Below are 20471 nucleotides of genomic sequence, written 5' to 3' on the forward strand. Positions count from 1 at the left end.
TTTTCTTCTATAGAAAGAACTTACTGAGACATCCCCTATTATTTCCTTCCTCCGTTAAAGCACAACGAACGAAAATTGAATGCCAAACTTCTCGTATTTCTTCATAACGATAACGATATTCTATTTAAACAAAAGAAAGGAGCACAGCGATGCAAAACGGTTTTTACCTGCTTGTTTCTGTCGTCATTATCCTGCTACTGCTTCTTGCAACTTTTATTCACCCTCGTGTTTATTCCGGTAAGTGTATTGGGGCTTTATGTTGGCGTGCGGGAAATTAGATCCTCTCTAGATAAATAAGAAAAACGAGATGGACTCATCCGATCTCGTTTCCTCATTCATGCTTATCGCCGCTGGAGGCGGATAACCGATTCATTATTTTCATCACGGACCACATAAGCAAGTGTCGATCCATCCTTACTGACAGTAAAGCTGTCAATCCGGTCATCTTCACCAAGGTCTGGCGTATGAGCAACTACAGATGTATCCCCATCCAAATCAAAATGAATGAATTCATCTTCATATGTAAACATCATAACGCTCCCATCTTCTAATGGGTAGGTCGCAATGCCCTCGCCTAACTCAATCGATTCGCCTGTTTCAATCTCATAAGCAAAATGAGTCATGCGACGTTCATCAAGCATGGCGTAAAGAATATAGCGGTCGTCCGTCGTCAAGATAGAGGTTTGTGACTTTTCGTTATTTGAAAAGAACCCTAGGTCAGCTGAATAAATAAATTCTGATGTATCATTTTCGAGATCATAGCGAAAAATTCCTACATCAGCAAGCGTTGCATATAGTTCAGTTCCATCATTCGTAATTGCGCCATGAGGATATAAAGTGAGCTCTTCAAGCTCGACTTCGTTTGCGACTGTTTCCGTCACATCAAGCTCTTTAATTTCGTTCGCATCCATATCCCATATGTACATATGTACAACTTCTTCATCATAATGATTACGAATGTTAATAACGCGACGGGGATCTTCCGTATAGTTAGAGCCCATTGTGACAACGTATTCGTCCCAATCATTACCCATATAAAATTCTGTTCGTTCCCCTGTAGAGGGATTAAGTTCGCCAACCCAATTTCGTTCTTCAACCGGACGATCACGATCCGAATGAGAATAAACAATCATACCACTCTCAGACAGCATCGGCTGTATTGCAGGATCACGCTCTGGAATATCAGCTTCTTTTGTCTCACCATCAACCCAGACTTTTGAACCCTCTATTTGCGTTAGTTCCCCTGGTTGCTCGGCCCAGAGTACAGTCTCGCCGTTGCCACTTATGTAAAAAACCGGATCAGACACGTATCCATCTACAGCAATTTCTGCGTATTCGCTGTATCCATCCTCCTCAACTGGAGTATTGCTCTCTTGGCTCTGCTCACCTTCATTTCCTCCTGTTGCTGTATTCGTCGTGCCGTCTTCCTCTTCCCCACACGCACTTAATACCGCAAGCACGCATAGGCTTGAAACTGTCCAATAGGACCGTCTTTTCTGCATAATCTAGTCTCCCTTAAGCTGTTTTTGTATTTCCAAGCATGTACATTACATTTACGGAAATACGTTTATCCCTTCCCCTCTATAAAATATACAAAACGCATTTTATAAAATAATATGAAAATAGTTTATATTAAAACTCATATTCTTTGACAAAGAGCTACATACTCGTACATAATGTGAAACGGACGGGTTCCCGTAAATAAATAAAGATATTTATAAGGAGTGGAGATTTATGACATGTCAATCATGTGGCGCACAAGTGAAAGAAGACGCTCTTGTCTGCGGACAGTGCGGCTTACAAGTCGCTCAATCAGCATCAACAGAAACGGTATCAAACGTACATATGGAGCAAGCAAGCACAACCGAAACAGTAGCACAGCGTAACGAGACAATTGACAAAGTAACAAACACCTCTAAACATTACCTTAATTATGTATTGCTTCAACTGAAACACCCTACTAAAAACGGTTTATCAACGGACACTTCACAACCCTTATTTGGTTTAATTACCTCTATTTTAACCGCTCTCTTTTTTGGATTATCTCTCTATACATTGCTAGGCGTGGGTGGAAATTCGTTTTTTCAATTAGGCTTCACTGATTTATTCTTTCCAGGATTATTTTATATGGTTATGTTACTGGCTGTAGCAATGGGTGCTCTCTTTTTAGGAGTAAAAATTCAATTAGATGAAAAAGCAACATTGACTCAAGTATTTGCCCGCTTTACCCATATGTTGCCCCTCACGCTCGCCTTATTCGTCCTTGCAACAATCGTAGGTCTAATCGGCCTTGCTACGTTATTTAACTTTCTGACGATGCTTGCATTCCTATCAATCATCTTTTTGACAGGTTACGTTTATTATTCATTTCATGGGAATCAGGTTAAAAAAGAACCATACTTTGGGCTAATAGGCGTATATGCAGTGATTTTAGTCTTTATTGGCCTTAGTTTTGAATGGATTTTGGCGAGTTTAATGAATTCTTTCTTCTTTTAACCTTTAATTGGATAATAAATAGTCCTAATTACTCACAAACGTTTAAAGTTGCATCAGTTTGCGTAAATGCATTGACGTATTGACGTAAAAAAGATAATCTTTCAATGATTGAAATCCTTTTCATTTACGGAAGCCCCGGTAATTCACGGGGTTTTCTTATGAGATTTATGATACATAATTGAGGTGCCATTGATGTTGATCGAGAACATAGAAAATGATGTGTTGCTTGAAGCGTACTATAAGGCGATTGAAAAACAGTTAGATGATGATTTCATTTTGATTTTAAAAAGTGAGCTTATCCGTCGCGGTTTTGATGTAAAAAAAAAGTCTTAATCGGGTAGATGTTTTTGCGAACGGATTACCCTTCCACAATATGTTGGTAGCCAGTAATGACCGCAATGGGAATTGAGACTTTTTTTATCTTTCAAAAAGAGAGGCCTTGCGCTGCATGGCCTTTTTGCTTTGGCTACATTTTGCTTCGTTCATTTCAATTGTCAGATTGCTTGCTAACACAAATTTATTGTCCTTAGGCAAACTTTCTTCTCCTTAAGAAAAACCCTTTGCATCAACTAAAAAGGTTGCTATAGACCCACACGAATGCCGCTTGCTATACTAAGTTCACTGTGATTTTGGGAGTGATTCGGTTGGAAGAAAAATATCAGGATTTACGATATGGAGAACGCGGGGCTTTGCTGAGTCTGGTTACGTACATGATTCTCGCTGCGCTAAAATTGACGATTGGGATTTATGCTGGTTCGATCGCGCTGCGAGCGGACGGCTTTAACAATGTGACCGATATTGTCGTTTCAATTGCCGTGTTAATTGGCTTACGTGTTTCTCAAAAACCACCGGATAAAGATCACCCGTATGGTCACTGGAAGGCGGAGTCAATCGCTGCCCTAATCGCCTCGTTTATTATCATGGTTGTTGGTATTCAAGTATTAATCGATGCAATTAGCTCTTTTTATACTGGAAATTACCATGCCCCCGATCCGATTGCAGCATGGGTTGGCGGATTTGGTTTTGTCGTTATGATGTTTGTTTATTTATACAATCGCAAACTTGCAAAGAAAATTAATAGCCAAGCGATCGATTCCGTTGCTAAAGACAATTTATCTGATGCCTTAGTCAGCCTTGGGGCGACGCTCGGTATTATCGGGGCTCAGTTTGGCATTGCCTGGCTAGACCCAGTGCTTGCAATTATCGTTGGACTGATTATCTGTCACACCGCTTGGGGCATTTTCAGAAACTCCTCTCATTCGCTAACGGACGGCGTTTCCGAATCAGAGCTTGAACAAATCGAAGCAACAACGGAACAAATTGAACAAGTGCTTTCTGTTAAGCGCGTCAAAGCCCGCTATTACGGCAACAATTTGATTGTCGATCTTGTTATCGAACTGGATCAGACCATTTCGTTTACAGAGGCGCATAATATTTCAACCCTCGTTGAAAATCAAGTTAAACAGCAACATCAGGCGCTCGACGTTCATGTCCATGTCGAACCTCAGTCCTAACCCTTTATTGCGAAGATAAAGGGTTTCTTTCTATAATAGGAGGAAACTGTCTTTTTTTAGCGAACTTGAATGAATCAAGATAAAAAGGAGTTCATCATGAAGGAACATGCAAATCGTGGCATTCTTATTGCAATCTTAGTCTGTTTAATTCTTATTATCCTCGGAAGAACAAACGAGCCTTATCATTATCAGGATTTCCCTCAATCAATTGAAACGTACTCAAATTCTGACACGGTCTTCCCCTTTGGTGATAACAAAGTAATTATCTACAATTCCGTTGGTGAAATGACGGTTCTTCAATGGGATGAAGAGACGTCGACATTTGAAAAAATAATCGATTCCTATGATTACTATTGGGATGAATAATCCACAAAACCGCTCTCAGTCTGTCTGATTGAGAGCGGTTTTTGTTAGTGGGCAAATCGTGCAGTATTCTTGTTTTCCTACCAAATAGTTAAAGCAACACGTTCGTCTTTGCTTTAAAGGAGTTCCGTCATGCTCCAACTGTAAAAAAGAGCTAAGTGGATTATCGTTACAATGAAACAGCCGCCCATCAGCCTGCTTCAAGAAGTTAAAATCGGCAATCAGTTGCTTTTCCACTTCTTTGTCAGGATCTGCCTTAAGCATCTTTCTGTAATGGGAATTGATGCGAACTGCAACGTTTTCCCAAAGAATCCTGTGTGATACGGCAGTTGTTTCTTTAATTGCTTTTAGAAATGGCGTAATATGTTGCGCAAATAACTCGGATAGTAGTTGCTCCCTACTTGCTTCGGATGAACAATCCACCCAAAGCGAGTCTAGATCCCTTACATAGAGCGTTTTATAATTTTCGGCTAAGCTAATTTGTGCTGGTGGCAAACGAAATGCCCCGTTTTCCTTTGCTAAATGCGCTAACGTTGGCACGATGGTTACGCGAGCGTAATGCTTTATAAAGAGTGAAGCTGCTATTTTTAAATTTGGCGCTTGAATCTTATTCATATATGCCGTAAAAAAAGCACGACTGTTTTCATTGATAGATAGGTTTTCTACAGTGACAGCTTCTTGACCAGAGGGGCGCGACTGTACATTAAATTGACTTAACTCTTCAAGTCTCCTGTTTTTCATATGCTTCAACACCTTTTTTACCGTTCATTCCGTTAGTATGGCTTGACCTAAAGCGGTTGAACATAGATAAAAGCACAGGTTTTTTAGGAATTTCCGACTTTTACTGGATGAGTTGTGCCATTTTAGTCAGCATCAGATCGTGAGAAAGGGCGTTGTAGCTTGTGTATAAATGTTTTTCTGCAAAAATCGGATACACTCTTTGACGCTGCACAGCTTCGAGCGATTGCCACATTCGATCTTGCTTAAACGTTGCGATTTGCTTCCGAATCGTTTCGGAGTTAGGGATTCGATTGTTTTTTCGATACACCGTTAACAAGATGTAATCAGGCTCATAAGCTGCAATGTCTGCGAGGCTAACTTCTTGATAATGCGCAATCTGTTTAATTCCAGCAGGCGCCTGCAACTGCAAATCTCCGTAAATGACCGTGCCGATATTTCGCGTCCCATACACACATTGATTGTCTTCCCCTACTCCAACCACTAACACCGTCCCGCTGCCAATCCGTTCCTTTATTCTCTGTCTCACGCTCGTTGCTTTTTCCATGTAGCGTTGTAGAAACCGTTCCGATTCTCGCTCACGCCCAATTAATGCTGCAATGCGTTCCAAATGCACACGCCAATTTTCTTCAAAATCAAGCGTGATGGTTGGGGCAATTTGCGCATATAAGTCTTCCTTTCTCGATTTAGGAGCGGTCGTTGACCCACTTCGTAAGATTAACTCCGGTTTTGTAGCTAGAAGCTTTTCTAAATCTGGTCCGTCCTCTCCAAGCGATAGCGTTTGACTCAAACGATTCACTGCGGGGAATGATGAATTCATAATTGCCGCATACGGTTCTAAATTGAGCGCCAATAAATGCCCCGTAACTAAGTGATTGAGCGAAGCAATTTTTGTTGATCGCTTAATGGTGTTCACATACACAGTAGGTGAAAAACCTTCCTGTTGTTTAAATTTACGACTAAAGTAAAACTCATCATTAAAGCCTACCTTTCTCGCAATCATGTTGACGCCTGCCTTCGACTCCAACAAAAGTTTCTTTGCTTGCTTCATCCGAACATTATTGACGTACGCGATCGGACTCATCTTGTACAGCTGTTTGAATTTCCTTGAGTAATAGTCCACATGAAGCCCCGCCCGCTGTGCAAGTACTTCTCGCGTAAGCTCACGTTGGTAATGTGTATCAATATACACCTTGCTGCTTTCAATCACCTCATTCACAGACTGATTCTTCGTTTGATTATCGCAAAGGAGAAGAAGCCATTCCTGAAAGAGCGCATTTGCCTGAAGCAGTCCTTGATAGGAAGAGTCCATCAACCGCCGCTTCATTTCTTTAACTTTCTCAACAGCAAGCCAAGAATCTACATCAACGATTGAAAGGGGAAATGGCGCTGGCTGATAGATACCGCTTTCCTCCTCTTTTAAAACGAGAAATTGCACAAAGTAACCACTTGTGGATCGGGTAAACTCAATCTGATTTGCTTTTTCAAAAAGAGCATCCACTAAAACAATTTGTTTGTTCCCTGTCTGATGATGTGTTGTAGATGTGCTGAGGTCAGCCTGGCTATTTGTGCACAATAGAATTCCATGATGATTTTGTTTTAGTGTGAGCGCCGTTTTATTTTCAAAAGTAGTAATTTCTTTTAAATGATAAAGCCAATCTAGTCTGTCGCAGTTTTCAATTGTCACGGAGAGTGAACCTCCTTCAAAGTAGTAAAAGACGGGAATGTTTCTGTCAAGACGGAAATGTCCATGGACGCTTGAAAGCCTCTTTTATATGATTATAGTTGATTATGATTCTCACTATCAATTGAAAGCAGGGATATAACGTGATGAAAACGCACAAAAAGACCCAGAATTCCTTGAGTCTACTTATCATAGCATTTATTCTCGGAGCTTGTTCGAGTGGCTCAGAGGAGGAACCGCAAGCACCGGATCAAGCATCTGGCGAAACGATCGAGCATTTAAAAGGAGAATATACACGATCCGCTGTACCAGAAAAAGTCGCTGTTCTGGATGTTCAATTCCTCGATCATATGATTGCCCTTGGAGAGCAGCCTGTTGGTACGGTTTATGCGGAAACGGACAATGGTCTACCGGAATACTTAGGAGATGAGCCAGGTGAGGTAAGCTTGCTGGGGACCTATTTGGAACCGAGTTTGGAAGGCATCCTAGCGCTAGAGCCCGATTTGATCATTGCCACAGATACCCACGAAGACATTTATGATCAGCTTGAAACAATTGCACCTACGGTTATGTTTGACCGCATGGAAGATTGGCAATCCGTTCTTTTATCATTTGGACTCATTTTGGATCAGCAGGACGAAGCTGAACAATTAATTACCGCCTATGATGAGAAAGTGAACGAATTAAAAGAAAGCCTAGAGACGAATGTCGGTGACGAAACCGTTGCCCTCATTCGCCCACGCGATGATATGATTCGTTTACATACAACTGCTCATCGCACTGCTCAAATTCTTTATGAGGATCTCGGTTTAACTCCACCAGAAATGGCTGAAGCTTCTGGCGATACAAGCACGATGATTTCGTTAGAGTCAATGCCAGAACTAGGCGCAGACCACCTCTTTATGCTTCAAGATGAAACAAACGAAGCGTTGACAGCATCATTTGAGAACACATCTATCTGGGAAGGATTAAGCGCAGTTCAATCCGATCATATTTACCGTAAAAACACCGGATTGTGGATTGGTTATTACGGACCAATTGCGATTGATTTAGTCATTGATCAGATCGAAGAAGAATTTATCGAAGAGTAGAAGAAAAGGATCATCTCTTGCCGGATGGTCCTTTTCTTTATTAAGGAGCATTTTTGATAGTCTCTTTTTTAAAGTATTTGATTAAAAAAAGGATTCTTACAGCCCAACCGTGAATATACTTTTAAGACAATTGATAGTTTTCGTTTAATGAAATTTTCTTTTTATCTGTTTCCTCTTCATATAGTAGGAATACACTTCTTCCTTAACGAAAAGAGGAGTCAAACGATTTTCATATTTTAGTGGATTGGGAAAAGTCGCATCCCGTCTGAATAACTCCCGTACTTCGTAGATGGATAACTCCATAAGAAATGCAATATCATTTAAATCGAGCAAAGGCTTGCTGAACGACTTGATTACGGATGCTTTTTCTTTAAATATCAATGAGAAAACCTCCTTCATATAATAGCGGTTACAGAAGTTAGATAAAATCAACTATTGTGTTTATTTTTAATAGAGTTAAATTTAATTCCAGAATGAGCTTCCGCTTTTCCATCAATTGTTTGACAAAAGATTGAGTTCCCTGCTTTAACATTCCCATATATATCTTTAGCAAAAATAGTTGCATTGGAGTAGACATTTCCAGAAACTGCACCAGTAATCTTAATCGGAGATCTACTGTAAATTTGTTCTACATGATTGTTTATAGTGACCTGAAACATAGAGTGATTGCTTGTTGTTGCTACTTCCTCACCATCAACCTTAATTTTCCCTTCATTAGATATAGAGATATGGTCTCCTTTGAACTGCTTTCCATTAATTGTAACAGAACAATTCTTCCCATCAATATCCATGATTAACTCCTTTCTTTTCATTTAATTCGTTACTCCAAAAGAATTACTAGAAAGACCTAAACTGGTATATTTTATAGTTTTTACCATATGAGTTAATTAATTAGGTCTAAAGTAGATACTTTTGCACGCTAAACTTTGTTATACTTGCATAAATTCGATTGACGGCCGAATTTAACATCCTTACTGTCGCTTAATTCACAAGTTAGCTAAAATCAACGTACAAGCAACACACGTTAGACGTACAAAAGTATCATATAGCTAACATACCTTCGAATTAAAGCGTAGTCAAGGAAAGATATGGAACTGTGCTGTATTTTTTTTTGGGGGTTTTTAGCGTATGAGAAAAGTTAATACTGTTCGAAGAGACATGCGGGTGCCTGTTGTATTAGATGAGAAAGTTAAACGATATGCCGAGGAGCAAGGCCATGCTACGTGGTCAGCTGCCTATTTTGATTTAGTTAGAAAAGGGTTAGAAATTGTGCAGAAAGAGCAGGGAAATTAACCTGCTCTATTTTTTTAGCAGAATGACCTCGAATCAGTATTTTCACCCATTAAAAAAGAATTATGTATTTACCAATTAATAATGCTCCTTGTAGTACAGAAACTATTTTTTTCTTGATATTTTACGCAAAAGGGTAAGATCATGTATAATCATTTTAGTTCTTTTAATTAATATAATTGTATTTTCATAAATAAACAGGATATGCATAGCTATAGATGTAGCGTATCTTGGAAAAGTTCACTTAAACGAGAGGCGGAATGGTAGTTGGGAAGACAGGATGCACGGCAGCCTAAGAGAAAGCGTAATCGATTCATTCTAAAGGTTCTATTAACGGTCTCTGCTGTAGCTTTAGTCCTTCTTGGTAGTGGCGCTTTCTATATGTATAATCAGCTGAGCGAAACAGCTACAGGCGCCTATCAAGGACTTGATCGTGGGGATAAATCAGAACGGCGTACAGAACCAGTCGATATTGGAAAAGATAATTTCTCGATGCTTTTACTAGGTAGTGATTACCGCGAAGGTGATGGTGGCGAACGAACAGATACGATGATTGTGGCTACTTTTAATAAAGAAGAGGGGTCGATCCTTCTCACGAGCATTCCCCGTGATACGTATACGAAGATCGTCGGCTACCGCGACGGAGAATTTTATGACAAAATTAATCATGCCAATGCTTTTGGTGGTATTGATATGGCCATCGATACGGTTGAGAACCTTCTAGATATTCCAATTGATCACTACGCGTTACTACGGTTCGATGGCTTAGTTGATGTCATTAATGCACTTGATGGCATTACGGTTGATGTGACCTATGAATTTGAATTTAAAGAAAAAAGCCGAAACGTTGATTTCGTATTTACGGAAGGCCCGACACAAATGGATGGGGAGAAAGCTCTTGCGTACGCCAGAGAACGTAAATCTGCCGCAGGTGGCGGGGATAAAGGCAGAGGGATTCGCCAACAACAGGTGATTGAAGCCATCATTGATCGCGTGGCATCTTTTTCAAGTATTACTCGATTTGATGATGTCTTTGACGCAATCGGCAACAACATGCAGCTTGATTTAAGCTTTGCTAATCTCTTATCGCTTCACGGCTATGCTTCTTCTATAAATTCAATCGAATCGCAGCAGCTTCAAACAACGGGCGACCGTCGTCTAGATACGTATGGAAACAGTATTTGGTATGAGGATTATGATGAAGATGGTTTACTTGAAATTCAAACAGCGATTAAAGAGCATTTAGGGCTTACTGTTGAAACTCGGTCGCCAGCTCTACAATACAATTAATCTTAAATAAATAGCTATGATTTAAAAAGTGTGCGAACATAATGAAGAGAAGATCGATCCAACTTTGGAAGATTTTCTTTTCATTTTTAATTTTAAATAGCGTAAAGAGAAAGGAAAACTTTCATTAAATAGGACAAGAGCTTACTTCCAGGAATTCCTCTAACGCAATTGTTCCACAATAAGTAATCACTCGTTAGATAAGAATTATTTAATAGCTTATAATACGGTGTTATATTTCTTAATAATTTGACAATTACTAATAAAGGAGCTTCCTAGTTCCACACAATTGATAACTAACAATAAACCGACACCCCCTACCATAATGGGTCCCGGTGTATTCTTTAGCAAAGCAACGAAATTCAACGGTTCTGCTAAAGACTGCTGCTACATAACAAAATTGTTTCAAAATCTCTCAGAACAGTTGCACTCTTATGCTAACATCTAACTATTTGTCTTTATATATAGATCAGCCATATATTCTAAGTAATCATAAATTCTCTCAGGATCCATGTTAACAAACACATTATTGAAAACCTCAATCTCTTCATCTGATGAATCTATAATCTCTCCGATTATAAAGTCACTGTCTATTACATGTAGTACGTTATTGTTCGTTAATCTGTATTTTTTATAAATCATTGCGTGCTGCAACAAATATTTTCGAACATATGTTCTTATATTGATGGCATTCATTTTTTTCCCTCATTTCTTCTTTAATTGATTCTTAACCAAATTACCTCAAAACGTTTGAACAGATTGATCACAGTCCGGACAAAGTCCCTTCAGTTCAAAACTCAAACTAACAAGTAAATAACCAGTGTCGTTCATAATAGATGTTGATGTTTCTTCCATTATGTTTACTGTCTTAAGATCTCTTAAGCTGCCGCACTGCACACAAACAATATGGGAATGCAACGGTTCACTAGTTAATTCATATCTTGATGGAAATTTTCCGTATGCAATAGTACGAATAAGGTTTATCCTTTCTAGTAACTCTAAATTTGCATATACGTTTGCTAGGCTACTACTGTAGTTCTTGCTAGCAAGGAATTCATAAATATCCTTAGCCGTTGGATGATTTTTATTGTTAAGCATATACGTTACAATCGCTTTTCTCTGAGTAGTGCATCGCACTCCCTCTCTTTCAAGAAAGCGAACACATTTTTCAAAATCCATTTCAACCTACACCGCCATTCAACCATTAACCTAAATGATTAATAAGGAAGAGGTCGTTTCATACGATCTCTACCACACCACTAGCTATTTCTGTGTTCGCTAACAAGTCACTTCTTCAATCGTCCAACCAAAAAGTGAGTAAGTTCGAAAATCACCTATTCATCAACATAAGAAAACGGATGAGCGACAGACAAAGGTTTGTTACGACCAGCAGACTCTAGAAAGGTGTACTCAATGTCCTCCCTACTAGCAAGCCTCTTTACCTATGTAACGTTCACCAAGCTTTTCCTCTATTTTTAAAAATCCTCTGCTTGGTTCCATTAACTCAGCATCAAGATTGACCTCGCTCATGTCGTTTAAAAAGACCGCAACTTTTAAAATTTGTCGATTTCTACTACTATACTTTACTAGCACTTTAACAAGAAGTTAAAATAGAATCATCAACAAATCGTATTAATTACGATTTAATCCCCAAAAAAATTTGACTAACCCTCTTTACCAACTTGATTTCTTAACACCTGGAATCTGTCCTTTGTGAGCTAATTCTCTAAATGCTATTCTTGATAATTCAAAGTCTCTTAATACCCCTTTTGGTCTACCCGTTAATCTACATCTTCTCGTTAATCGTGCTGGAGATGAATCTCTAGGTAATTTTGCAAGAGCAGCATAATCCCCTTTTTTCTTTAATTCCTTTCTTATTTCTGCATACTGTTGAACCAATGCTTTTCGTTTTTCTTCTTTTGCGATTTTTGATTTTTTGCCATGTTCTTCACACCTCTTCTTATTGTATTTTAACCTAACAAATCGTAATGATTACGAATTATATCATGTTCATTTTAAATTAACAACTCTGTTTTTCATACACTCGCGAGTTAAAAGATTTCAAATTATTGTCTTGACAAATTGCCATTATGAATTTAATCTATAAAACGTAATCATTACGATTAACATCATGAAACGGAGAGGGAGTTTATTTTTTGAAAAAATCATTATTCTATTTAAGTGCAATTGCTTTGAGTGTCTCATTAGTAGCTTGTCAAGATGCGGAAGAGGAAACGTCAAATACAAATACGTCAGATCAAACAGCTGCTGACGAAGAAACCACTAATGAAGATGAGGATTCTCCTGAGTCTGCCGACATTACAATTGAGGGATTAGGTGATCACTATCATACTGGTGACACGATTGAGTTGACTGCCAGTTTAAATGAGGACGTTGATTATGACCACTGGCATTGGTACATAAAAGAAAGTGATCAAACTGATTGGGAAGTAGCTTCTGGCCAACAAGGAGATTCTTTCTCAGAGGAAGCAAGTGTTGATGGTCTAGAAGTTAAAGCAACGCTCTACAATGATGACCACGAAGTATTTGCGGAATCGGAACCTGTCGTTATTGTTATTGACGATCACCATGGTCATGACGAAGAAAGTAGACAAATTTATCAAGGTTACTTTGAAGATGAACAAGTACAAGATCGTGAATTAAGTGATTGGGAAGGAGATTGGCAATCAGTCTACCCTTACTTATTGGATGGCAGTTTAGATGAGGTATTTGAACATAAAGCAGAAGAAGGGGACATGACTCCAGAAGAATACAAAGATTATTATGATATTGGCTATGAAACAGATGTCGAACGGATTGTAATTGATAACGGCAACGTAACGTTCCAGCAAGACGGACAAGAATATTCAGGTGACTATGAATATGATGGCTATGAGATTCTGACATATGAAAAAGGGAATCGAGGCGTTCGTTTTATCTATGCATTATCAGAAGAAGCAGAGAACATGCCTCAATATATACAGTTTAGTGACCACATTATAGCCCCAGAAGTATCAAGTCATTTTCATCTTTATTGGGGGGACAATCGTGAAGAATTACTAGAGGAAGTTACGAATTGGCCAACCTATTATCCGTCTAACCTCGACGCAGATGGAATTATCCGCGATCAACTAGCTCATTAAAAATGATTGAGAAGGGCCGATTGTTGCTCTTCTCTCTCATTTTGTTATATGTCTTAATAAAGGAGCACTTCAAATGAAACAAACTACATTTTACCGTCTTTCTATTTATTTTTTTGCAATAGCATGTTTATTTGGATGCCAGTCTCAGAATGAGGGTGAAGACCAAACTCAACCAGAGTTAAATGTTGTTGCTTCCTTCTTACCAATGTACGAATTTACGAAACAGGTCGCTGGAGATAGAGCTGATGTTCAATTGATGGTTTCGCAAGGTCAAGATGCTCATTCGTACGAACCTAGCGCTCAAGATGTAGCTACTGTTAATCAAGCAGATGTATTTGTTTATAGTAGTGAAGAAATGGAATTTTGGGTAAACAGTTTGTTTAACACATTAGAAAACGACAAACTCATCGTTGCACGCGCTGCAGATGGACTTAACAATACAACACAACACGATCGCACAGATGAAGCATCAACTCAGGAAGTCATTTCAATTAGCGGAGTTGCCCACCACTATCATACTGAAGATGAAATTGTGCTCACAGCAGAATTATCTGGCAACACCAATTTTGATCATTGGCATTGGTACCAACGGGACGATGCATCACAAGAATGGCAGGCTGTTTCTGGTCAAAGTACAGAGACTTTTTCAATTACAGCACCTGAAGAAAGTTTTGAAATCCAAGCTGTTCTTTATGATAACGAACATACTATTTACGCTGAATCTGACCCAGTAACCATTACGATTGATAACCACGATGATCATAATCACGAGGAAAAAGATCAGGAACACAGTGAAGATAATCATGATACGAACTCAACTGAAACACAAATTGACATTAAAGGCGTTGCAGATCACTATCATACTGGAGATGTCGTGACGCTAGCTGCGGAATTAAATGAAGAAACTAGCTATGATCATTGGCACTGGTTTATGAAAGAAGAGTCCCATGACGAATGGCAAGCTGTTTCAGATCAAGTTACCAACTATTTTGAATATACCACAACGGGAACGAGTTTCGATGTAAAAGCCGTTCTTTATGATGACAATCACAATGTTTACATCGAATCAGAGCCTGTTTCTGTATTAATTGATGATCACGATGATCAAGATCCACATATTTGGCTTGACCCTGTATTGGCACAAGATCAAGTTGCAGTGATTCGAGATGCACTAATAGAAGCTGATCCCGAAGGCAAAGACATCTATGAAGAAAATGCCAAAACGTTTATAGAAGAATTACAGTCCCTAAATCAAGAGTACGAAACTGCTTTAAAAGACGCTGAGAACCGAGCTTTTGTTGTCCAACACCAAGCATTTGGTTACCTAGCAGATAGATACAACTTAGAACAAATTGCCATTGGAGGGCTATCTACAGAAGTGGAGCCTAGTCCTTCACGAATGGCTGAAATAGGAAATTTAGTTAAAGAAAACAACGTACCCGTTATTTATTATCAGCAAGGTGCTAGCTCTTCAATTGCGCAAACAGTTGCCACCGAAACAGGAACAGATACGGCTGTACTTTACGATTTAGAAGTATTATCTGAGGAATTGCTCGAGAACGAATTAGGTTACTTAGAGGCTATGCGCCACAATCTCGAATCGTTGCTAGTTAGCATTAATTAATAATCGTTCATTTTATATATTTATCATTTAGGAGGGCTAATTAGACAAACTATTAGTTGCTAGTTAGCTTTCTTTTTCGTGTTGTTTTTACTGTATTTAAAGAAAGCTAATGGAAAGAGAGTGATACCATGACTTACATTAAAGTAAACGACCTTTCTTTTCACTACCAAAATGAACTTGTCCTAACCAATATTTCATTTCAGCTAAACCCTGGTGATTTCGTCATGTTAACAGGCGAAAATGGCGCTGCTAAAACTACGTTATTACGTAACATTTTAGGATTATTAAAACCCACTGTAGGGAGTGTCACCCTTGCTAATACAAACCAATCTGGCGATAAGCTTGTCGTTGGATACGTACCACAACAAGTTGCCTCTTTCAATGTCGGCTTTCCTAGCACTGTACTCGAATTAGTACAGTCGGGTCGTTACCAGAGAGGAAGATGGTTAAAACCGTTAAGCAAATCAGATAAAGAGCAAGTAAAACGCTCTTTGGATTCAGTCGGGATGTGGAACATGCGTCATAAACGAATTGGGGAGCTGTCTGGCGGACAAAAACAACGTATTTCCATAGCGCGTGTATTTGCGACGGACCCCGATTTATTTATTCTTGATGAACCCACGACAGGAATGGATGTAAAATCACGAGAAGCATTCTACAAATTACTAAAGCACAACTGTGATGCTCACGGGAAAGGTATTTTAATGGTCTCTCATGATCATGATGAATTGAAAGATTACTGTAACAAGCATATCGAGCTTATAAGAAAGGAGGACTTACCGTGGAGATGTTTCTCTATGGATTCATGCAAAGAGCTTTCCAAGCCTCCATTCTCATCTCAATAATCGCACCACTTCTTGGTTTATTTCTTATTCTACGTAGACAATCATTAATGGCAGATACACTAGCTCACGTTTCATTAGCTGGTGTTGCATTGGGATTATTGGTAAGCATCAACCCGACTTGGTCAAACATTATAATGGTCGTTGCAGTTGCAATTATACTTGAATATGTACGCATGTTGTATCGTTCATACTCGGAGGTTTCAATAGCTATTCTAATGTCTGCCGGCATGGCCTTAGCTCTATTTTTAATGAGTTTAAATCAAGGCGGAACGACGCTAAACATCAATCAATTCTTATTTGGCTCAATTGTAACCATTAGTTTGGACCAAGTTTGGATGCTTTACATCCTTGCTACTATTATTGTGATCCTATTTGTCCTTTTTCGAAAAGCCATGTATGTTTTAATTTTTGATGAAGAAACAGCTTTTACAGCCGGATTGCCAGTAAAGTCGATGTCCATCGTGTTTAACGTCTTAACTGGAGTGACAATAGCGATTATTATGCCCATCGTTGGCTCGTTATTAGTCTCGGCTATTTTAATCTTACCAGCCGCCATATCCATGCGAATGAGTAAAAGTTTTACTAGTACGATCATTATCGGTATACCTGTCGCACTAACCGGTATGTTGAGTGGGTTATTTGCTTCTTATGAGTATGGTACACCACCAGGAGCAACCATTACATTGATCTTAATTCTTATCTTTATTTTAACTATCTTGCTAAAGTATATATTAACTTTAGTTAGTAGAAAAGTTCAGAAATCCAACTAGTGGAGGCAATTGAACCAAACGTAAAAAAGCGGGTAATGGAGTCTTATGACAACCTATCTGGAGAGAATGAAACCTTTACTGAAACGTCATCTAATAACAAATCTATAACAACTGGAAAAAGGCGGATAAGTACTGGTAGTATGAGACGCAACTCTTCCCGTCAATCTCTATCTAGTATTTATTGATGTCACCTTCGTCATTGATAGCGCGGAAGACGAATCGTGCGAAATGAATCAAGCGGAGTTGAACATATTCAGTTCTCCGCAAATTAAACATGATAATAGGTTTAAACACGATTCACACGGGAATAAGTATACGTATACTTATTCCCCCTAAAGCTTACTCTTCCCCCAGAGTAAGCTTTTTCCTATTCATAGGAAAATACCCTTTTCATTAAAAAGAATGACCTACATCTACTGCACTCTAACTTATTTGTAACGTTTTATCTTTACGGATAAGGGTAAAGGAATAGAGAAGTCTTCTACTTTCTTTTTAAGAAGCTTATATTATGAAGAACAACACACTTAATGGAGGTTTGCTCATGGCTTCAAACACTATCCACCCAATGGTTTCTTTTGTGTTAATTGGATCAATCTTCTTTATGCCGATCGTTGCCATCTTAGGTTTTCTCGATATTTTACCCGTACCAACGATCGTTTCTTGGTTTGCCCTTGTTATTTTTGTTGTGAATATCATCGTTTACAACACGGCATTCAAAAAAAAGAGTGCCCCTGAAGAGAAATAAAAATAATTATAGCCGATTTATTCATTCTTTCTAAGCGAGATTAACTTGGAAAAGAGCCTGTCACTTTTATAATTTAATAGCTCCTCCATCATACCTCCAAGAATAAAAGCTTGTTCTATTTTTGGATTTTCAGCCTCGGGGGTTCTATTTCTACCCACTGGAAATGAACAGAGTTATCAGCATGTATGCTGTTGACCTCCCCGTAGAGAAGCGTATAAAAGCAATCAATTAGGCTTTTTTTTGACGAACGAGTCCATTTACTGTAATGATAAGATGTATAGCAAAACGATGAATTACTAACAGTTGCTTTTTATGAATAACAAATTAGGGGCGTGACGAATCATGCAGAAATCATTTGAATTAACGTACGAAGGTCAGCAAATTCTAGTAACGAACTCATGGATGAACGGTGAAAAATTACATATTGACGGAAAATTACAAGATGAGAATTTAGGTCTTTCCTTCAGAGGGACTCTAAATGGGGTCTTACGGAATCACAATAACGAAGTAAAAACAGTAAAAGCTTCGGTCGGTGGATTTTTTACAATCAGTTGTCGCATTTTTGTAGACAATCAGTTGGTTTATCCAATACAGAATTAATTCTAGTATAAATGAGCTACATCGAATGTATTAACAAAAACATCTTCATCTTAAACATTTTAAAAAAAGCAACCAAAATCGGTTGCTTTTTTTAAAAATGTTTACAGCAATCAATATACGCTAGAATACCTTATTGCTCTCCTTCTGCGGGGAGTAACGTTCATGAGGATATCCTTTTTTGATGTTAATAAAAGTTAGGAGCTTACACCATACAGATACAAGCTCCATTACCTACCATTTCGTTTAACCACGCAATTCTTCCAGTTCATCTTTCGTAAACACCCTTGAACGAGTCAAAAACCGTTTTCCTTCAGGTCCTTCAATTGAAAACATCCCGCCTCGCCCCGGAACAACATCGACAATGATTTGCGTGTGCTTCCAGTAATCATATTGAGCGGCGTTCATGTAAAAAGGCGTCTCGGCAATGTCACCTAAGAGAACATCACTGTCACCAATTAAGAATTCGCCTGCCTGGTAGCACATTGGCGAACTACCATCGCAGCAGCCGCCCGACTGATGAAACATCAACGGGCCATGCTTTTCTTTCAAAAAGTCGATGAACGCTCGCGCTTCCTCGGTAGCTTCGACTCGGTTTACTGGACTCATTGTTTAAAACAAGCCCATTTTATCTGTGCCGTAGCTAACTAAGAGGTTTTTCGTCTGCTGGTAATGTTCGAGCATCATCTTATGATTCTCGCGACCAATTCCCGAGTTCTTATAGCCGCCAAACGCCGCGTGCGCTGGATACGCGTGGTAGCAGTTCGTCCAGACGCGTCCAGCCTCAATGCTTCTACCAAAGCGATAGGCTTTATTCATATCCCGCGTCCATACGCCCGCACCAAGTCCATACAATGTATCATTGGCAATCGCTAACGCCTCATCCTCATCTTTAAACGTCGTCACCGACAAGACAGGACCAAAGATTTCTTCTTGGAAAATCCGCATTTTGTTTGTCCCTTTAAACACGGTCGGTTCAACATAATAGCCGTTATCCAAGCCTTCTACTTTATTCGCCGCTCCACCTGTGAGAACTTCAGCGCCTTCCTGCTTGCCAATATCAATGTAGGAAAGAATCTTTTCAAGCTGTTCTGATGAAGCTTGTGCGCCCATCATCGTCTCTGTATCGAGCGGATGACCGATGCGAATTTCTTTCACACGTTTCAACGCTCGCTCCATAAATTCATCATAGATATCCTCATGAACGAGTGCCCGCGATGGACATGTACAGACTTCCCCTTGATTCAGGGCAAACAGAACGAAACCTTCAATTGCTTTATCTAAGAACGAATCCTCATGATCCATAATGTCCTTAAAGAAGATGTTTGGTGATTTTCCACCAAGTTCAAGCGTAACCGGAATAATATTCTGCGACGCATACTGCATAATCAAGCGTCCCGTCGTTGTCTCACCTGTAAACGCGATCTTCGCGATCCGTGAGCTTGTTGCAAGCGGCTTACCTGCCTCAACGCCAAACCCGTTAACCACGTTCACAACCCCGTTTGGCAAAATGCCCTCTATCAGTTCCATAAAGACCATAATCGAGGCAGGCGTCTGCTCAGCCGGCTTTAAAACTACCGTATTCCCAGCGGCAAGCGCTGGCGCGAGCTTCCACGTCGCCATCAGCAGCGGGAAATTCCACGGAATGATCTGCCCAACGACTCCGAGCGGCTCGTGGAAATGATAGGCGACCGTATCTTCGTCAATTTGACTAAGCGAGCCTTCCTGCGCGCGAATAACACCGGCAAAGTAACGGAAATGATCAGCCATTAGTGGAATGTCTGCCGCGAGCGTCTCCCGCACGGATTTCCCGTTATCCCAGGTTTCCGCAACAGCCAGCATCTCCAGATTGTCTTCAATCTTTGCGGCAATTTTATTTAATAGGATTGCCCGCTCGGCCGGTGATGTCTTCCCCCAAGCGACCTTCGCCTCATGGGCTGCATCTAGAGCAAGGTTGATGTCTTCCTCCGTCGAACGAGCCACTTCGCAAAATACCTCTCCTGTAACGGGAGACACATTCTCAAAGTATTGACCTTTAACCGGAGCGACCCATTCCCCATTAATGTAGTTATCGTATTGCGATTTGAACGATACCTTTGATCCTTCTTGATTCGGATTTGCATAAATCATCGTAAAGCCCTCCTTATTTTTTCAATATGTGCTTAAAAAAAGCGGACAGTCTTTGATGTATGTAAGCGTTTACAAATAAGTTTAGCTTAATTGGGGTGAGCAGTCAACTGGGGAGGGTATTGATTCGTGCAGCAAGAGGTTGACAGATCGTCTA

At 39.6% G+C, this 20471-nt stretch carries 22 protein-coding genes; 14 read left to right on the forward strand and 8 right to left on the reverse strand.

Translation table 11 applies throughout. The features are described from left to right. Positions 1–149: 149 nt before the first annotated feature. A complete protein-coding gene (locus JOC54_RS23240; protein WP_275582718.1) occupies positions 150–278 on the forward strand; it encodes a hypothetical protein in 129 nt (42 codons plus the stop codon). A 63-nt stretch (positions 279–341) separates the two neighbouring features. Here JOC54_RS23240 and JOC54_RS15205 read toward each other — a convergent pair whose 3' ends face one another. Beyond that, on the reverse strand, positions 342–1502 hold the full coding sequence (locus JOC54_RS15205) for a hypothetical protein (protein WP_204467144.1): 1161 nt from the start codon (positions 1500–1502) through the stop codon (positions 342–344). Positions 1503–1734: 232 nt separating this feature from the next. Between JOC54_RS15205 and JOC54_RS15210 the strand changes: the two genes are divergently transcribed. The 4 genes from JOC54_RS15210 (at position 1735) to JOC54_RS15225 (ending at position 4376) form a co-directional block, all read left to right on the forward strand. After that, positions 1735–2496, forward strand: a complete 762-nt coding sequence (locus JOC54_RS15210) for a zinc ribbon domain-containing protein (protein WP_204467146.1) — start codon at positions 1735–1737, stop codon at positions 2494–2496. Positions 2497–2691: 195 nt separating this feature from the next. Further along, entirely contained in the window at positions 2692–2829 is a 138-nt protein-coding gene (gene sda / locus JOC54_RS15215) for a sporulation histidine kinase inhibitor Sda (RefSeq protein ID WP_239586753.1), read from the forward strand. 302 nt (positions 2830–3131) lie between these two features. Continuing rightward, on the forward strand, positions 3132–4010 hold the full coding sequence (locus JOC54_RS15220) for a cation diffusion facilitator family transporter (protein WP_437183554.1): 879 nt from the start codon (positions 3132–3134) through the stop codon (positions 4008–4010). 96 nt (positions 4011–4106) lie between these two features. Further along, on the forward strand, positions 4107–4376 hold the full coding sequence (locus JOC54_RS15225) for a hypothetical protein (protein ID WP_204467153.1): 270 nt from the start codon (positions 4107–4109) through the stop codon (positions 4374–4376). A gap of 15 nt (positions 4377–4391) precedes the next feature. On the opposite strand, the gene fhuF is transcribed toward JOC54_RS15225, so the two are convergent. Together fhuF and JOC54_RS15235 are read right to left on the reverse strand one after the other, a co-directional pair. Further along, positions 4392–5114: a siderophore-iron reductase FhuF gene (gene fhuF / locus JOC54_RS15230; protein WP_204467155.1), complete on the reverse strand. Its 723-nt coding sequence runs from the start codon at positions 5112–5114 to the stop codon at positions 4392–4394. Between the two features lie 100 nt (positions 5115–5214). Further along, on the reverse strand, positions 5215–6798 hold the full coding sequence (locus JOC54_RS15235) for an ABC transporter substrate-binding protein (protein WP_204467157.1): 1584 nt from the start codon (positions 6796–6798) through the stop codon (positions 5215–5217). A 143-nt stretch (positions 6799–6941) separates the two neighbouring features. Between JOC54_RS15235 and JOC54_RS15240 the strand changes: the two genes are divergently transcribed. Beyond that, positions 6942–7886, forward strand: a complete 945-nt coding sequence (locus JOC54_RS15240) for an ABC transporter substrate-binding protein (protein ID WP_204467159.1) — start codon at positions 6942–6944, stop codon at positions 7884–7886. A gap of 428 nt (positions 7887–8314) precedes the next feature. Here the strand turns inward: JOC54_RS15240 and JOC54_RS15245 are convergent, their stop codons facing one another. Then, positions 8315–8677 carry a hypothetical protein gene (locus JOC54_RS15245; protein ID WP_204467161.1) on the reverse strand — a complete coding sequence of 121 codons (363 nt, stop codon included), beginning with the start codon at positions 8675–8677 and terminating at the stop codon, positions 8315–8317. Positions 8678–9014: 337 nt separating this feature from the next. On the opposite strand from JOC54_RS15245, the gene JOC54_RS15250 reads away from it, so the two are divergent. Beyond that, positions 9015–9179 (forward strand): hypothetical protein, encoded by a 165-nt coding sequence (locus JOC54_RS15250; RefSeq protein WP_204467163.1) that lies wholly within the window; start codon positions 9015–9017, stop codon positions 9177–9179. A gap of 264 nt (positions 9180–9443) precedes the next feature. Further along, positions 9444–10466 carry an LCP family glycopolymer transferase gene (locus JOC54_RS15255; protein ID WP_204467166.1) on the forward strand — a complete coding sequence of 341 codons (1023 nt, stop codon included), beginning with the start codon at positions 9444–9446 and terminating at the stop codon, positions 10464–10466. Positions 10467–11204: 738 nt separating this feature from the next. Here the strand turns inward: JOC54_RS15255 and JOC54_RS15260 are convergent. After that, positions 11205–11600, reverse strand: coding sequence for a Fur family transcriptional regulator (locus tag JOC54_RS15260; RefSeq protein ID WP_204467168.1), 396 nt, complete (start codon positions 11598–11600; stop codon positions 11205–11207). A gap of 537 nt (positions 11601–12137) precedes the next feature. Continuing rightward, entirely contained in the window at positions 12138–12389 is a 252-nt protein-coding gene (gene rpsN / locus JOC54_RS15265; protein WP_204467333.1) for a 30S ribosomal protein S14, read from the reverse strand. Between the two features lie 230 nt (positions 12390–12619). On the opposite strand from rpsN, the gene JOC54_RS15270 reads away from it, so the two are divergent. The 6 genes from JOC54_RS15270 to JOC54_RS15295 all read left to right on the forward strand — a co-directional run bounded on the left by JOC54_RS15270 (position 12620) and on the right by JOC54_RS15295 (position 18190). Continuing rightward, positions 12620–13606 carry a ZinT family metal-binding protein gene (locus JOC54_RS15270; RefSeq protein WP_204467170.1) on the forward strand — a complete coding sequence of 329 codons (987 nt, stop codon included), beginning with the start codon at positions 12620–12622 and terminating at the stop codon, positions 13604–13606. Positions 13607–13679: 73 nt separating this feature from the next. Further along, on the forward strand, positions 13680–15230 hold the full coding sequence (locus JOC54_RS15275) for a metal ABC transporter solute-binding protein, Zn/Mn family (protein WP_204467173.1): 1551 nt from the start codon (positions 13680–13682) through the stop codon (positions 15228–15230). Between the two features lie 128 nt (positions 15231–15358). Continuing rightward, positions 15359–16075: a metal ABC transporter ATP-binding protein gene (locus tag JOC54_RS15280; RefSeq protein WP_204467175.1), complete on the forward strand. Its 717-nt coding sequence runs from the start codon at positions 15359–15361 to the stop codon at positions 16073–16075. Then, the gene (locus JOC54_RS15285) at positions 16012–16845 is read left to right on the forward strand and encodes a metal ABC transporter permease (RefSeq protein ID WP_054792710.1); all 834 of its coding nucleotides are present in this window, start codon (positions 16012–16014) and stop codon (positions 16843–16845) included. Before JOC54_RS15280 ends, JOC54_RS15285 begins: the two co-directional genes overlap by 64 nt. Before the next feature lie 541 nt (positions 16846–17386). Continuing rightward, entirely contained in the window at positions 17387–17590 is a 204-nt protein-coding gene (locus tag JOC54_RS15290; protein WP_204467177.1) for a hypothetical protein, read from the forward strand. Between the two features lie 342 nt (positions 17591–17932). After that, positions 17933–18190, forward strand: coding sequence for a hypothetical protein (locus JOC54_RS15295; protein WP_204467179.1), 258 nt, complete (start codon positions 17933–17935; stop codon positions 18188–18190). 243 nt (positions 18191–18433) lie between these two features. Here the strand turns inward: JOC54_RS15295 and JOC54_RS15300 are convergent, their stop codons facing one another. Together JOC54_RS15300 and exaC are read right to left on the reverse strand one after the other, a co-directional pair. After that, complete coding sequence (locus JOC54_RS15300; protein WP_054792708.1) at positions 18434–18796, reverse strand: DUF779 domain-containing protein; 363 nt, start codon at positions 18794–18796, stop codon at positions 18434–18436. 3 nt (positions 18797–18799) lie between these two features. Then, the gene (gene exaC / locus JOC54_RS15305; protein WP_204467181.1) at positions 18800–20317 is read right to left on the reverse strand and encodes an acetaldehyde dehydrogenase ExaC; all 1518 of its coding nucleotides are present in this window, start codon (positions 20315–20317) and stop codon (positions 18800–18802) included. Between the last annotated feature and the right edge of the window lie 154 nt (positions 20318–20471).

The organism is Shouchella xiaoxiensis, from assembly GCF_016907895.1.
GTDB classification, from domain to species: Bacteria; Bacillota; Bacilli; order Bacillales; family Bacillaceae_D; genus Shouchella; species Shouchella xiaoxiensis.

Coding starts and splice junctions, on each gene's coding strand:
- exaC (WP_204467181.1), bottom strand. CDS start 20,317: ATGATTTATGCAAATCCGAATCAAGAAGGATCAAAGGTATCGTTCAAA.
- JOC54_RS15250 (WP_204467163.1), top strand. CDS start 9,015: ATGAGAAAAGTTAATACTGTTCGAAGAGACATGCGGGTGCCTGTTGTA.
- JOC54_RS15300 (WP_054792708.1), bottom strand. CDS start 18,796: ATGAGTCCAGTAAACCGAGTCGAAGCTACCGAGGAAGCGCGAGCGTTC.
- JOC54_RS15245 (WP_204467161.1), bottom strand. CDS start 8,677: ATGGATATTGATGGGAAGAATTGTTCTGTTACAATTAATGGAAAGCAG.
- JOC54_RS15205 (WP_204467144.1), bottom strand. CDS start 1,502: ATGCAGAAAAGACGGTCCTATTGGACAGTTTCAAGCCTATGCGTGCTT.
- JOC54_RS15275 (WP_204467173.1), top strand. CDS start 13,680: ATGAAACAAACTACATTTTACCGTCTTTCTATTTATTTTTTTGCAATA.
- JOC54_RS15210 (WP_204467146.1), top strand. CDS start 1,735: ATGACATGTCAATCATGTGGCGCACAAGTGAAAGAAGACGCTCTTGTC.
- JOC54_RS15240 (WP_204467159.1), top strand. CDS start 6,942: ATGAAAACGCACAAAAAGACCCAGAATTCCTTGAGTCTACTTATCATA.
- JOC54_RS15295 (WP_204467179.1), top strand. CDS start 17,933: ATGCAGAAATCATTTGAATTAACGTACGAAGGTCAGCAAATTCTAGTA.
- JOC54_RS23240 (WP_275582718.1), top strand. CDS start 150: ATGCAAAACGGTTTTTACCTGCTTGTTTCTGTCGTCATTATCCTGCTA.
- JOC54_RS15290 (WP_204467177.1), top strand. CDS start 17,387: ATGGCTTCAAACACTATCCACCCAATGGTTTCTTTTGTGTTAATTGGA.
- fhuF (WP_204467155.1), bottom strand. CDS start 5,114: ATGAAAAACAGGAGACTTGAAGAGTTAAGTCAATTTAATGTACAGTCG.
- JOC54_RS15225 (WP_204467153.1), top strand. CDS start 4,107: ATGAAGGAACATGCAAATCGTGGCATTCTTATTGCAATCTTAGTCTGT.
- JOC54_RS15280 (WP_204467175.1), top strand. CDS start 15,359: ATGACTTACATTAAAGTAAACGACCTTTCTTTTCACTACCAAAATGAA.